Raw genomic sequence first — 14,491 nt, 5'->3', positions numbered from 1 at the left:
CGACGCGTTCAGCCCAGGACGTCGGCCGCGTCGACCTCTCCCGCGTCGGCCTCGATGGCCTCGACCAGGCGCTGCTGGTCGTCCTCGCCGACCTCGACGTCGGCCTCGTTCAACCCGTCGCGCAGCTCCTTGGCGACGGTGCCCTCGGGCGCCCCGTCCTGGTAGCTGCTGACGCGGTCGACGACGGCCTGGATGGCTTCGATCTCTGTGGTTCCGTAACTCATGTGCCCACGGTAGGAGCGGACCGGTGGCGCCGCACCGCGAATCAGGCCGTGGCGCCGCCGGTCTCCGTCGCGTCCTCCGCGGGCGCCGAATCGAGACCGGCCTTCTCCACCTTCGCGTGGTAGCGCAGGCCGAGGCGCCCCCCTCCGAGGGCCACGAGCAACGACAGCACGGCCGCCACGGCGACGGTGATGGCCGCGACGGGCAGCAGGTCGGCACGCGCGACGGTCACGTCCGGGAAGGACGGACGCGAGGTGAGCGCGTACTGCGCCTCCGCCGTGACGGCCAGACCCAGGCCGACGAGAGCCGTGACGACCAGCAGGACCCACACCCCGAACCCCTGTCGGGCGCCGTCGAAGCGGACCAGGCGTCCCGCCGCGTAGGACCCGCTGAAGCACCCGAGCACGGCGACGACAGCGACGACGGTGAGCACCGTCATGACCGTGGTCTGCCCGATCACCAGCTGCCCGGTGCCGCTGCTCACGTCCTGGGCGAGACCCAGGACGAGACCGACCGTCGCGACGGCGAGCAGGAGCAGCACCATCGTGCCGAGGGCGCTCAGCCAGCCGTGGAACGCCGCACCGACGCTCAGTCCGCCGTAGGCGTCGCGCTGGCGCTCCTGCGGCGTCAGCGGTGGCGTGGCGGGCGGTGCGGCATCGAGGTCCTCCCCGGTCCACACACGTTCGGAGCGCTCGTCCCACTCGCCGTCCCAGCCGGCGGCTGATCGGTCGGCCGAGGGATCGCCCGATGGTGCCGGACCGGGGGCGGCCTGGTTCGAGGCGGTCGTGCCCGTGGCGATCTGGGCGGAGTCGGTGGACATGGATGCCTCCTGTGCGACGCAGTGTCTCCCAGTGTGCGACGGCGACCCCGTCGTCGGCGCGCCGACGCGCCGAGGACCGTCAGGAGGTCGCGAGCTCCGGGTCCGGCGTCATGGCGCGCACGTGGTGTCGACCACGGGGCACGACCATCGGGGTGCCGCTGACCGGGTCGGGCACGACGTCGCAGTCCAGGCCGAACACGTCGGTGACGACGTCGGCGTCGATGACGTCGCTCGGCGCGCCCTCACGCACGATCCGGCCGGCCTTCATCGCGATGATGTGGTCGGCGTACCGGCACGCGAGGTTGAGGTCGTGCAGGACCAGCACGATGGTCTTGCCGTGGCTGCGGTTGAGGTCGGTGAGCAGGTCGAGCAGCTCGACCTGGTGGTTGATGTCCAGGTAGGTCGTGGGCTCGTCCAGCAGGAGCAGGTCGGTGTCCTGGGCGAGCGCCATGGCCACCCAGACGCGCTGGCGCTGCCCGCCCGACAGCTCGGCGATGCGTCGCTCGGCGAGCTCGGCCGTCCCGGTCGCCTCGAGCGCGGCTTGCACCGCCTGGTCGTCCTCGGGCTTCCACTGCCGGAACCAGCCCTGGTGCGGGTAGCGGCCGCGGCCGACGAGGTCGGCCACCGTGATGCCGTCGGGGGCGACGGGGGTCTGGGGCAGCAGACCCACCACCTTCGCGACCTCGATGCTGCGCAGGGACGTGACGTCGCGACCGTCGAGGCGGACGCTGCCGGAGCGTGCCGGCAGCAGGCGGGCGAGACCGCGCAGGAGCGTCGACTTGCCGCAGGCGTTGGCCCCCACGATGACGGTGATGCGCCCCGGGGGCAGCTGCACGTCCAGGTGGCTGACGATGTCGGTCTCGTCGTAGCCGAGGGTGAGGTCCTCGGCGCGCAGGTCGTGACCCTGGGCCTCACGGGTCAGGGGGGCCGAGGCGTCGGCGTTGGGGTCGGTCATCCGCCGCGTCCTTCCGAGTTGACGTGGATGAGGAGCCAGATGAGGTAGGGGGCGCCGACGGCACCGGTGACCACACCCGTGGGCAACGAGACGGGCAGGAGCTGGCGGGCGACCAAGTCGGCGGCGAGCACGACGCAGGCTCCGACCAGCGCGGCAGCCGGCAGTCCGCTGCCGGTGCCGCGCAGCAGCCGGACGGCGATCGGACCGGCGATGAGCGCGACGAACGCCATCGGACCGGCGACGGCGGTGGCGAGGGCGACGAGCACGACCGCCACGAGCAGGACCAGCCGACGGGCCGTCTCGACACCGACCCCGAGCCCACGGGCGGCGTCGTCTCCGAGCTCGAGGACGCCGAGCGGGCGGGACAGCAGCAGCACGGCCGGCACGAGCACGGCCAGTGCCCCGAGCAGCACGGGCAGCTCGGTGGACCCCGCCCGTCCGGCCGACCCGACGAGCCACGTCATCGCCTCGCGGGCGTCGAAGAGCTCGGCCTGGACGATCACCCAGCCGACCAGGGAGATGAACAGCTGGCTGACGCCGATGCCGATGAGCACGAACCGGTAGCCGGTGATGCCGTCACGCCAGGCCAGCAGGTAGATGAGGGACGCCGTGAGCAGGGCACCGGCGAGCGCCGCGACCGAGACCGCGAACCCGCTCAGCCCCAGCAGGACGATCGCCGTGATGGCGAAGAAGCTCGCCCCCGACGTGATCCCGACGAAGTCCGGCGACGCGAGCGGGTTCGACAGCAGCTTCTGGAAGCACAGCCCGGAGATCCCGAGGGCCGCGCCGACCGCCGCGGCGGTGACCGCGGTCGGCAGCCGCAGCGTCCGCACGACGAAGTCCGTGGACGGGCTGTCGGAGAACCCGAGCACCGACGCGACCACCTCGAGCGGGCCGAGCCGCGTCTCGCCGATCATCATCGTCAGGACGAACAGGACGATGGTCAGTCCGCCCAGCGCCCCCGTGACCCCGATCGCGCGTCGACGACGGGTCCGACGGTCTCGGACGACGACCGCCGGCTCGTCGGTGGGTGCGGGGAGGTCGATCGTGCTCGAGGTCGAGGACGTCACGGCGCGTCAGAGCTCCGCGAGGTTGCGCAAGCGGACGAGGGCGATGAAGGCCGGGGCACCGGCGACGCCGAGCACGACGCCGACCTGCAGCTCCCCCGGGCTGGTGACGACACGTCCGAGGACGTCGGCGAGGAGCAGGACGATCGGGCCGAGGACGGCGGTGTAGGCCATGATCCAGCGGTAGTCGGGTCCGCAGATGGCGCGGGCGACGTGCGGGACGATCAGCCCGATGAAGACGATCGGGCCGCACGCGGCCGTCGCCGCCCCGCACAGGACGGCGACCGTCACGAACAGCACCGTGCGGGTGAGCCGGACGCGCTGTCCGAGCGCGGTCGCGAGGTCCTCACCGAGGGCGAGCCCGTTGAGCAGCCGGCCGCACACGAGGGCCACCAGGACGGCGACGGCCATGAACGGTACGGCCTGCGCGACGACCCCCCAGTACCGGCCGGCCAGCGACCCGACCTGCCAGAACCGCAGCTCGTTGAGTGCACCGAGGTCGCTCAGGACGACGCCGGTGGTGACCGAGTAGAGCGCCGCGCTGATGGCCGCGCCGGCCAGGGCGAGCTTGACCGGCGTGGCGCCCTCGCGCCCGATGGACGCGACGGCGTACACGACGGCCGTCGCGACGCCGGCTCCCAGGAACCCGAGCCAGACGTAGGTGCTCAGCGACATCGCGCCGAAGACGAGGATCCCCGTGACGATGAAGGCCGCAGCCCCGGCGTTGACGCCCATGATGCCGGGGTCGGCGAGCGGGTTGCGCGTCGCGCCCTGGAGGATCGCTCCCCCGAGCCCGAGGGAGGCGCCGACGGCGAGCCCGAGGATGGTGCGCGGGACCCGCAGCTCGCGGATGACGGTGTGGGCCGCGGAGTCGGGGTCGTACGCGGTGAAGGCCGCCCAGATCGTGCCCAGGTCGACTCCCCGCGCACCGAGCGTGATGCTCAGGAAGACGACGACGGCGAGGACCCCGAGGGCCAGCACGAGGCCGGCGCCGAGACGCGAGGTGGACCGTCGCCGCGACGGCGCGACCTGCGCGGGGCGCTCGACGACGACGGACATGAGGCAAGGCTAACCTAGGCCCCGCTCCGGGTGCGCCGGGACCGTCGTCAGGCGTCCATGCGCTCCAGGCGGTCGGCCTTCTTGTCTGCCCAGTACTCGCGGACCTCCTGGCGCACCACCGGCATCAACAGGTAGAGGCCGAAGATGTTGACCAACGCGCAGACGAACAGCATCGAGTCCGCCAGGGTAATGACGTCCGAGAGCGTGACCACGGAGCCGAAGACCGTGAACAGGCAGAAGATCACCTGGAACAGGCGCTCGGTGAAGACGGACCGGCCGAAGAGCGTCGTCCAGGCCTTCTGCGTGTAGTAGGCCCACGTGATGAGCGTGGAGAAGGCGAAGAGCGCCACCGCGATCGCGAGGATGTAGGGGAACCACGGCACGACCGTGGCGAACGCGTCCGACGTCAGCACGACGCCGTCGGGGTCGGGCGACTCGCCCGCGGCGACGGCGGCACGGCCGTCGATCCACGACTGCGGCGCGGCGATGACGATGACCAGGGCGGTCATGGTGCAGATGATGACGGTGTCGATGAAGGGCTCGAGCAGGGAGACGAAGCCCTCGCTGGCCGGGCGGCTGGTCTTGACCGCGGAGTGCGCGATCGGCGCGGAGCCGACCCCGGCCTCGTTGGAGAAGGCGGCTCGCTGGAAGCCGATGATCAGCACGCCCACGATGCCGCCGGTGACGCCCTCGGGGTTGAAGGCTCCGGTGATGATCTCGCCGAACGCGGCGGGCACGTGCTCGAGGTTGAAGGCGATGACGACGATGCACGCCAGGACGTAGACGGCGGCCATGCCGGGCACGAGCTTGCCGGTGACCTGGCCGATGGACTTGATGCCGCCGATGATGACGAGCCCCACGAGCACCGCCAGGACGATGCCGAACGCCAGCGCCGCTCCGTCGCCGGCGAGCGGACCGTCGGCACCGCCGGTGACGTTGCGAGCCTGGGCGTAGGTCTGGTTGGCCTGGAACATGTTGCCGCCGACCGCGCCGAAGAAGAAGATCGCGACGGCGAAGACCCCGGTCAGGGCGGCCGCGACGGGCTTGCCGAACCGCTCGAAGGCGATGGGCAGGTAGCGGAAGGGGCCGCCGGTGACGGTGCCGTCCTCGTGCTGCTCGCGGTACTTCACGCCGAGGGTGCACTCGACGAACTTGGTGCACATGCCGAGCAGGCCTGCCACGATCATCCAGAACGTGGCGCCCGCGCCACCGAGGGTGACGGCCACCGCGACGCCGGCGATGTTGCCGAGGCCCACGGTGCCGGAGACGGCGGAGGAGAGCGCCTGGAAGTGCGTCACCTCGCCCGGGTCGTCCTTGCTGCCGAACTTCCCGCGGATGAGGTCGATGGAGTGGCCGAGCGCCCAGAACTGCGGGGCCCTGAACGCGATCGTGAAGACGATCGCACCGGCCACGAGCCAGAACACGATCAGCGGGAACGAGACGCCCGCGACGGTGAGCTCGTAGAAGATCACGCTCGCCACGGCGTTGGCCACCGGGGCGAAGAAGTTGTCGATCGCGGTCTCGATGCCGGAAACGTCCATTCGGACAGACAACAGTGATGTGCGTCTCTCGGCAAGTCATCCGGCCCGACGTGTTCCAATCGTCATCGTCCGTCGAGTCGGGAACGACCCCGCTCGGCCCGTCGCGGACGCACTCACGCCCCCGGCGCCGATGACGGGACGGTCGAGACACGGCACCATGGTCCTGTGCCCTCCGACGACCTCCTGCTCGACGCGAAGATCTGGGCCGACCGACGCAAGAAGGTCCTCGACGTGAAGACCCTGCGGGTCCTGCTGGAATTGCGAGAGACCTACGCCGACACGGCGCCGACCCTGTGGCCGGCCGGGTCCGTCACCGACCTGCTGACCTCCCTGTGGCCCGCCAAGGGCGATGGCCAGGAGCTGGACGAGGAGGCGTTGCGCTCGTCCCTGGACTCCTTCCTCCGCTTCCTGCGGAACACCGGAACGATGTCGGGCCGGTCGGCCCCGTTGGCCGATCTCCTGAAGGAGGTGCGCAGCAGTGTGCGCGGCATCAACGAACGCTCAGCCGATCGCAGCCAGTGGTCCATCGGCAAGCAGATGCTCGACTACGCCGATCAGATCGGGCTCGGCATCTCCGAGGGCGACGACATCGAGTCGATCCGATCGTCGCTGGAGGCGACACAGGCGCGGTGGAACGCACTGCCCGTCCATGAACGGCGCGCGCTCTCACCGGACCCGACCTCGATGCACCTCAGCGGCTACGTGGGTGCCCAGGAGGCGTACGGCACGACCGACGCCGTGCAGCTCGTCGTGCTCTCGATGCGCCATGACCTGCCGACCGGCTCCCTGCCCGACCCCTCGCAGGTGGCCCCGGCCGTGCGATCGGCCGGTCTCACCGCGGAGCTCCGGCGCCTCCACGCCGCCCTGGAGGACCGCGAGCCGCTGACCTCCACCGGCGCACTGAAGCCGGCTCGGGCTCGCGCGCTCATCCACGAGCTCGCACTGCCTGACGACGGCGGATGGCGCTCGGCCCGCGACGCGAGGGCGCTGAACCGCTTGTGGGAGGCCGCCGCGTGGGCGCGACTCCTCGATCCCCACGCCACGGTGGCACGCCGACTGCCCTTCCCGGACCTGGCGGACGACGAGACCTGCGTCCGCTTCGGGGTCTCGTCGTTCATCGGCGCGTACATGTCCACGCTGCGCTACCTCTCCGACGGCGCCGGCATCACCTACGCCCTGGTGCGCTCCTACGTCCTGCGCTGCGGGCTGGTCACCTGGGAGGAGCTCGGCGGGTTCCTCGACGACTGGCTGCTGCCGGCCAGGATGCGAGCTCAGGGCATGTCGGTGGCCGACATCGAGGTGGCGCGCGCTCGACTGGACCTCGAGGCGGTCGCGGACACCGGTGCCGTGGTCGTCGACGACCGGGGCGTGCAGCTCACCCCTCTCGGGGACGTCGCCGTCACCGCTCTCATCCATCAGCTGGAGCGTGGCTGATCACCGCGACGGGACGTCGAACACCTTCATGACCTCGTCGCCGTAGTCGTTGATCGCCTTGACGGCGATCTTCCCGGTGCTCGGAAGGTCGAAGGGCCGCGACGTCGTGGCGTACAGCGTGGACCAGGCGTCGGGGTCGATGTCGGCCTTGAGTGCCGTCTTGAGGCGCTTGTAGGGATCGTTGCCACCGGTGAAGTAGCAGTGCCGGACGAAGAACGACTCCCCGTCGTAGTCGGTGTCGATCATCCAGAGGGCGATCTGTCCGGTGTCGACGCTGCGGACGTTGCCGGTGGTCGGATCGAAGACGTCGACGCCGCGGATCTCCACGACCACCTGGTCCTCGCCGTCCTGCCCGGGCTCGGTCCTGACGTCGATGTCCGGCTCGCCGAAGACGGTGAACAGGTTGCCGGCGCCGGTCTTCTTGAGCTCCTCGCCCATGAGGAGGTCGACGTTCATCCGCACGAACAGCACGGGGAGGCGGCCGACGCGTCGTTCGTTCTCCACCTCGGCAAACCCGGGCTCGAGGGCGACGTCGTCGACCTCCTTGACGTCCGACGCCTGCGCGTCGAAGGCGAACCCGAGCACGCACAGCAGGTCGATGGACGCGTCGGTGATCGCCTCCTTGGCGGCGCCCTTGATGAACGACTGGCTCACGGTGCCGTACTGCGGCCCCAGGGCGATGGCGACGCGCGACGGGGCCGCGTGGCTGGCCTCGGTGTGCACCCGTTCGCCGACGGCCTGGATGTGCGCGCCCGCGTACGGCTCGACGGACGCGAAGTGGATGCGTTCGCCCTTGGCGCCGTTCTGGATGCCCGCGGCCGTGAGGTTGTCGAGGATGGTCTGCTCGAAGTGCTCGCTGTCGGCCGCGCCCTTGGCCTCGGCCTGCGTCTCGTGGCGGTCGTCGGTCCCGGCGAAGGCGAGCGAGCGGTGCGGGCTGAGGCTCTCGACGGTGAACGGCCCGGTCACGCGGACGGTCTTCCTGTCCTCGTAGGGCTTGTCGTAGAGCATCTCGAAGTCGGCGTGCCGCGTGATCGCCGCGTCGATCTCCTCGCGGCTCATCCCCTCGACGATGTCGGGGTTGTTGGCGATGGAGCCGAGCGTGATGCGCTGGACGCGCTCGTAGACGAAGCCGTGGCGGATGTCGTTGGTCACCTGCGCCGGCGGCAGCGGCGTCGCCGAGAGGGAGCTCTCCTTCGCACGCCCCGCCTCGGAGTCGGCCAGCAGGTAGAAGGGGAACCTCGCGCCCATGAGCCGCTGGCGCGCGAGGGCCAGCGCGACACGGGAGGTGTCGATTGTGATCCATCGCCTCCCCCAGTGTTCGGCCGCCTGAGCTGTCGTTCCAGATCCGCACGTAGGATCCAGCACGAGATCGCCTGGGTCTGTGCACAGCAACATGCACCTACTGATCACCTTCGTCGTCGTCTGAACGACGTAGATCTTCTCGTCAGTGAACCCACCGATGACTGTGTCAGACCACGTGTTCGTGTACGGCTGCCAGCCGGAATCAGACTTGTAGCGCACGTACTCGAGCGATGACCCTGCGTTGTGGATTCGCCCAGCCGCAGCAAGTCGATCGAGGCCCTCGGGGCACTTCGCTTTCCAGTGCAGTTGTGGCCCTGGAAGGTAACTACGTCCGCCGTACTCGTATCGCTGTTCGGTCTTGCTGGCGCCTTGCGACCGGAGATTGTCGTTGCGGTACAGCTGGGCTCCGTCCGGAAGACGGGCATTCCCAGACTTCTCGTCCGCTGTGGCTGGGCGGCGCTCGCCGTCTGCGAGCATCACCCAGTTGTATCCACTGTCACTGCCACCCCTCCGCCAGAGGGGACGAACCTTGGCTCTGCCGACGTCCTTCGCGAACCACAGGATGAAGTCACCCGATCGGCTGAGGCCCCGAGCATCGACGAAGCCACTCGTGGTGGCAAACGCGATCTGGCTGACGAAGTTCTCCGCCCCGAAGACCTCGTCCATGAGGCTCCGGACGAGGTGAACGTTCTCCTCGCCGATCTGCACGAAGCACGACCCCGACTCGGTGAGCAGGTCACGGGCGACGACAAGGCGGTCCCGCAGGTAGGACAGGTAGGAGTGGATGCCCAGCTCCCACGTGTCACGGAAGGCCTTGATCTGCTCGGCCTCGCGAGCGGCGTCCTCGCGCTTGCCGTCCTTGACGTCGCGCTTGCGCGCCGAGACCTGCCAGTTGGAGCCGAACTTGATGCCGTACGGCGGGTCGATGTAGACCATCTGCACCTGGCCGCGCAGCGCCTCCCGCTCGGCGAGCGATCCCATGACCTGGAGGGAGTCGCCGAGGATCATCCGGTTCGACCAGTTGGCCTCGTGGCGGTAGAAATCGACGGAGTCCAGCTCGTCGAGGCCGTCGAAGGTGTCGAAGAGCGTCAGCTCGGGCTCCGGCTCGCCAGTGGCGGCCGTCTTGCGGAGGTTCTCGACGAGCACCCGCGGGTCGACCTTCTCCTGGATGTAGATCGGCGGCGCCTCGACGTCGAGACCGTCGAGCGACTTGCCCTTCCACAACAGCTCGGGCGACGTCATGCGGCGCTCGAGCCGGATGCGGACGTCCTCCTGCAGCTCCGGGTCGACGAGGTCCTGCGCGTCGACGGTGGGGATGTTCGGCCGCTTGTCGCCGTGGGTGGTGGCCTCCACGCGCGTAGGCCCCTGAACCCTCTTCCTACCAGCCACGTCGAGCCCTCCTGGAGCAGTCGCCGTCGAGATCGTGTTGCCTGCGGTGATTCACGTCGTCAGCTGCCAGCACCGAGCACCTCGTTCACGCCGGTCTGACCGAAGTCCTGCACGTCGTCGTCGCCGATGACCGGGCCGTCGGCGTAGAGCGAGTCGATGGCGTCCTGCAGTCGCCGGCGGACGTCGATCATCGTCGTGATCTCCACGTAGCCCCACCGCCCGAACCGGCCGTCGTTGTTGACCGCCGGGCACCACTTGGTGAGAGCGGTCTGGGCCTTCTCGACGGTGGGGCCGGGACTCTTCTGACCGCCCGACACCTCGACGATCAGGTACCTCTGCACGTCGTCGTCGCGGCGCCGCAGCCGGATGAGGAAGTCGGGCAGGTAGGAGTGGGAGTGCCCACGGTGGACGTAGGGGATGGCGAAGCCGAGGTGGTCGTTCTTGACGTAGGCGGCGACGTCAGGACTGATCTCGCACTCGGCGGCGAGCAGCTGCTCCCACGTGTTGCCGTCCTTGCCGTCGAGGACGACGTGGGAGACCTCGGACTTCGTCGTGTCGACCACGGCCTTGCGGGTGAGAAAGTCGACCCCGTCGGTGGCGCCGACGTGGCCTCCTCGGCGGAGCATGGCCCTGACGCGCGGGCGGCGGTTGCTGTCGAGCTGGACGATCGCGCGGTGGATCTTCTCCGCCGCCTCCGACTGTGCCTCGGCGAGCAGCAGCCGCGTGAGGTCGTAGCCGTCCTCCATGTCGACGCACTCACGGAGCCACCGGCGCGTGACGTCCAGCAGCCGCGGGAACAGCCACGGCTGCTCGCCCTGGTCACTGGTGAAGTGCACCCGCAGCAGGCGAGACGCGATCTCGAACCCGATGCGCTGCTCGCGGGCATCCGCGGTGGCGATGCGTGCCTCGACGTTCTCCCCGGCGATGCCGGCCAGCCGTGTCCAGCGCGGGACGCTGTCGCGGCCCACGACGAGTCGCGTCTCGTCGGTGGGGTCGAACTCGATGGGTGCGTCCGGGACCTCCGTGCGGTAGCCGTCGAGGATCGGGAACTCGATGCGGTACTGCTCGCGACCGGCGAGCGAGACGACCTCCTGGGCCGGCGGCGGCGGCTCGATCGAGCCCGTCTCGTGCTCGGACGGGATGAACGCGAACGGGATGCCGTAGACGTTCGCGTACTCGGGCGAGAACAGCCCGTCCTCGCCGAGGGCGTAGGAGCGGCGACGCAGACCGCGGCCGACCACCTGCTCGCACAGCAGCTGCGAGCGGAAGGCGCGGATGCCGAGGATGTGCGAGACGGTGTTGGCGTCCCATCCCTCGGTGAGCATCGCGACGCTGACGACGCAGCGCACCTGCTCGCCGAGACGTCCTTTCTTGCCGACGGTGTTCAGCACCTCGCGCAGGAGCTCGGCGTCGGTGATCTTGTCGGTGTCCGCACCGGGGTTGCGCCGGCGGTACTCGCTCTTGAAGGTCTCGATCTCTCCGGCGACCGCGGACTTGAACTCACCCTTGAGCGGTTCACCAGACTCCAGCTGCGCGGAGTCGACGAGGATCGTCCTCGGTCGGTCGACGGCCTTGCCGTCCTGACCGTTGCTGAACAGCGGCAGGTGGCCGTCGGTGTGCTCGACGTACCCGCCGTCGCGGCCGACCTCGAACCCCGCGATCCACTCGTGGACCAGCTTGGAGGCCGCCGTGTTCGGGCACACGACGATGAAGACCGGCGGAGGCTCCCCCGCCGAACGCAAGGTCTCCTCCCACTGCCGCCATGCAGCGCCGTAATTGGCGTAGAGGCTGCGCAATGCGCCCTCCAGGCGAGTGGGCATGACCCAGTCGGTGATGGCGACGTCCTTGAGCTTGCGCTTGCCGAGCTCCGGTCCGACGTCCTCCCACAGGTCGCGGTAGGCCACCTCGTCGCCGGCAGCGTCGTCGTCGACCGGCAGGCGCGGCACCTTCACGATGCCGGACTCGATCGCGTCCATGAGCGAGAAGTCGCAGACGGTCCAGGGAAAGATGAATCCCTCGTGGTAGCCGCTGCCCTTGAGGTAGTAGGGAGTGGCCGAGAGGTCCCAGACCGCCTTGATGCCGACGTGTTTCGCGACGGCCTGCAATCCTTTGAACCAGACGCGCGCATCCTCGTTCGCCTGCTTGGCGTCGGCCTTCTCCTCGGCGGTCAGCTTGAGGGACTTCCGCTCGGAGGCGCCGACGGGGCGATCGCGGTAGCAGTGGTGCGCCTCGTCGTTCAGCACCATGATCTCGCCGCTGCGGCCCGACGCGGCAGGGCCGAGGTCTCGCAGCACGCGGTGGACCATCGCCTCGTCGGTCTCCTCGAACGGGTTGCCCTCACGGTGGCCCTTGAGGATGGCCTTGGTGGTCTTGGCGACGCCTGCGAACTCCTTGGTCTCGCGCTTGACGAAGGCGTGGTAGTTGACGATCGCGAGCCGCGCCTGGCCCAGGCCCTGCGCGAGGTCCGCGGGCACGAGGTCCCGCAGGTCGTAGTAGTTGCCGGGGGAGCCAGGCTGCAGGACGCGGAGCCGGTCGCGGATCGTCACCCCCGGCGCGACGACGAGGAAGCGCTTGACGAACCGCGCATCTCGGGGCGTGGCCACCTTGTTCAGGGTCTGCCAGGCGACGAGCATGGCCATCACGACGGTCTTGCCGCTGCCGGTCGCCATCTTCAGGGCGATGCGCGGCAGTCCGTCGTTGTACTGGACGTTGTGGGCCTCGAGGGTGGTCCTGAACTCCCGAAAGTCCTCCCGGCCCGCCACCTCGTGCAGGTAGATGGCGGTCTCGACCGCCTCCCGCTGGCAGAACAGGACACGGTTCTCACGATGCTCGTCGCACCAGTGCAGCATCAGCTTGCGACTGACCGCGGTGGCACGGGGATAGTTCTGGGCGCGCCACAGGTCGACCTCGCGGCGGACGCTGTTGATGAAGGAGTTCAGCTCGCGACGCTCGACCGTGCCCTCGAACTCGAGCATCCCCTGGCTGGATCCGTCGGCGTTCTTGACCGCTTGCGCCACGGGGATGAAGGACTCGCTCGGCCGACGACCGTCGACGATGTCGCCCGTCGGACCCTGGGGACCCATCGCGAAGTGCCGGCTCGGGATGTCGTACGGGCCGTTCAGGATGGGGTTGGCGAGAGCAGACGCACCCACGTCCCCACCTCCGAGATTTCAACATTGATGTTGAAGACTCCGGCCACCCTAACCGGTGGGGTGGGGCCGTGTCGCAGATTCACCTGGAAGACGTCGCGAGTCGCCTCGCGACGCACATGGTGAAGTGGCGAGCCAGGCGCGGACTGTCGAAGAACGATGCCGCGAGCCGCATCGGCCTGGACCTCCAGCAGTGGGACCGCTGGGAGTCGGGGCACACGAAGAACCCGACGCTCAAGAGCCTTATGCGCATCGCCGAGGCCATGGAGACTGACCTGCCGACGTTGATCGCGGACGTCTACTGGCCAGCCGACGACGGCGAGAATGCTCCGGATTGACTGTCGGTGGCCGCACGTATGTTTGATTCATGGACATCGGGGAGAGCACGAGCGAGGAGGCCATGGTCATGGCTGCTCGCACGGCGGCTCGGGGTGAGGCGGCGATGTACTCCGCGATGCTCGCGTTCCGCGATGCCGAAGAGGCACGCATCAGTCGGCTCGACGGGTCGATGCGACAGCTCGTGGAGCGCTCGGCGATCCCGATGTCGATCGGGCAGGCGATGGGCCTGTCGGAGAACCAGGTCTGGTCGCGGCTCGCGACGGCCGATCGGATGGTCGAGCACGCACCCATGTGCTGGGCCGCGTTCACCGAGGGCCTGATTGACGCCGCGCGGGTGCGGGAGATCTCCACGGGATTGGACCGGCTGGAACGGGAGTCCTCGTGGGCGCTGCTCGACTCCAAGGCCCTCGCCTACGCCACCACCCACACCACCGCTGAGCTCCGGGCCTGGATCAAACGGTTCATCACCCGTGTCGAACCCGACGAAGCGATCGACCGGGCCGAGAAGGCCCGCGCCCAGCGCCACGTCTCGCTGCACCACCTCGAGGACGGCATGTCCTGGCTCTCGGCCTACCTGCCGTCACACCAGGCAGCTGCGGTGATGAAGCGCCTCGACCGCGCCGCCCGCACCCCCGTCGACGACGAGGACGACCGCACGTTGCCGCAGCGGACCGCCGACCTGTTCGTCTCCTGGCTCACCCACGGCGAGACCACCGACCTCCCCACCGTCACCGGCGACATCGCCGTGACCATCGAGGCCGACGTCCTCACCGGACTCATCGACGGCCACGCCGAATCCAGTGATGGCGAATGGTCCGTCCCCGCCTCCTGGATCCTCGAGGACGTCGACCCCGACGACACCTTCTGGCACCGGATCATCACCGATCCCGTCCACGGGAACACGCTCGCTCACGACTACGTCGGACGCTTCGCCCCCGAAACCCTCGCCAAGGCCATCCGATTCCGCGACGGCGTCTGCCGAGCACCCGGATGCCGAGTCCCCGCCGAACGATGCGACCTCGACCACCGAGAACCCTGGCCCACCGGGGCGACCAACGGATCGAACATGTGGGCACTGTGCCGACGGCACCACTCCATGAAGGGACACGACGTCCTGCGATGGATCCTGCCCACCGGACGAGAGGTCCCCTCCGACCCGGTCCTCGCCTGAGATGACGAGTGCCCCGCGACCTGGCCGGTCGCGGGGCACTCGC

The 14,491-nt window shown here is 69.4% G+C and carries 11 protein-coding genes; 3 read left to right on the top strand and 8 right to left on the bottom strand.

Translation table 11 applies throughout. The features are described 5' to 3' along the window. Positions 1-8: 8 nt before the first annotated feature. The 6 genes from ABD213_RS04395 to ABD213_RS04370 all read right to left on the bottom strand — a co-directional run bounded on the left by ABD213_RS04395 (position 9) and on the right by ABD213_RS04370 (position 5,664). Positions 9-224, bottom strand: a complete 216-nt coding sequence (locus tag ABD213_RS04395; RefSeq protein ID WP_344324914.1) for a hypothetical protein — start codon at positions 222-224, stop codon at positions 9-11. 41 nt (positions 225-265) lie between these two features. After that, positions 266-1,042, bottom strand: a complete 777-nt coding sequence (locus ABD213_RS04390; protein ID WP_344324911.1) for a hypothetical protein — start codon at positions 1,040-1,042, stop codon at positions 266-268. Positions 1,043-1,121: 79 nt separating this feature from the next. After that, complete coding sequence (locus ABD213_RS04385) at positions 1,122-1,997, bottom strand: ABC transporter ATP-binding protein (RefSeq protein WP_344324908.1); 876 nt, start codon at positions 1,995-1,997, stop codon at positions 1,122-1,124. Continuing rightward, positions 1,994-3,067, bottom strand: coding sequence for a FecCD family ABC transporter permease (locus ABD213_RS04380; protein ID WP_344324905.1), 1,074 nt, complete (start codon positions 3,065-3,067; stop codon positions 1,994-1,996). The genes ABD213_RS04385 and ABD213_RS04380 overlap by 4 nt, the downstream gene beginning before the upstream one ends. Positions 3,068-3,073: 6 nt before the next feature. After that, complete coding sequence (locus tag ABD213_RS04375) at positions 3,074-4,123, bottom strand: FecCD family ABC transporter permease (RefSeq protein ID WP_344324901.1); 1,050 nt, start codon at positions 4,121-4,123, stop codon at positions 3,074-3,076. 47 nt (positions 4,124-4,170) lie between these two features. After that, complete coding sequence (locus tag ABD213_RS04370; protein ID WP_344324899.1) at positions 4,171-5,664, bottom strand: alanine/glycine:cation symporter family protein; 1,494 nt, start codon at positions 5,662-5,664, stop codon at positions 4,171-4,173. 165 nt (positions 5,665-5,829) lie between these two features. Between ABD213_RS04370 and ABD213_RS04365 the strand changes: the two genes are divergently transcribed. Then, entirely contained in the window at positions 5,830-7,098 is a 1,269-nt protein-coding gene (locus ABD213_RS04365; protein ID WP_344324897.1) for a hypothetical protein, read from the top strand. Here ABD213_RS04365 and ABD213_RS04360 read toward each other — a convergent pair whose 3' ends face one another. Together ABD213_RS04360 and ABD213_RS04355 are read right to left on the bottom strand one after the other, a co-directional pair. Then, on the bottom strand, positions 7,099-9,753 hold the full coding sequence (locus tag ABD213_RS04360; protein WP_344324895.1) for a site-specific DNA-methyltransferase: 2,655 nt from the start codon (positions 9,751-9,753) through the stop codon (positions 7,099-7,101). Between the two features lie 95 nt (positions 9,754-9,848). Continuing rightward, positions 9,849-12,941, bottom strand: coding sequence for a BPTD_3080 family restriction endonuclease (locus ABD213_RS04355; protein WP_344324893.1), 3,093 nt, complete (start codon positions 12,939-12,941; stop codon positions 9,849-9,851). A gap of 68 nt (positions 12,942-13,009) precedes the next feature. On the opposite strand from ABD213_RS04355, the gene ABD213_RS04350 reads away from it, so the two are divergent. Together ABD213_RS04350 and ABD213_RS04345 are read left to right on the top strand one after the other, a co-directional pair. After that, positions 13,010-13,276 carry a helix-turn-helix domain-containing protein gene (locus ABD213_RS04350; protein WP_344324891.1) on the top strand — a complete coding sequence of 89 codons (267 nt, stop codon included), beginning with the start codon at positions 13,010-13,012 and terminating at the stop codon, positions 13,274-13,276. 29 nt (positions 13,277-13,305) lie between these two features. After that, the gene (locus tag ABD213_RS04345) at positions 13,306-14,448 is read left to right on the top strand and encodes an HNH endonuclease signature motif containing protein (protein ID WP_344324888.1); all 1,143 of its coding nucleotides are present in this window, start codon (positions 13,306-13,308) and stop codon (positions 14,446-14,448) included. The last annotated feature ends 43 nt before the right edge of the window (positions 14,449-14,491 follow it).

This window comes from Aeromicrobium halocynthiae (genome assembly GCF_039531385.1).
In the GTDB taxonomy this organism is placed as follows: Bacteria; Actinomycetota; Actinomycetes; order Propionibacteriales; family Nocardioidaceae; genus Aeromicrobium; species Aeromicrobium halocynthiae.
Note: the sequence above shows the minus strand (reverse complement) of the source record. Positions and strands in the feature narration are given on the sequence as shown.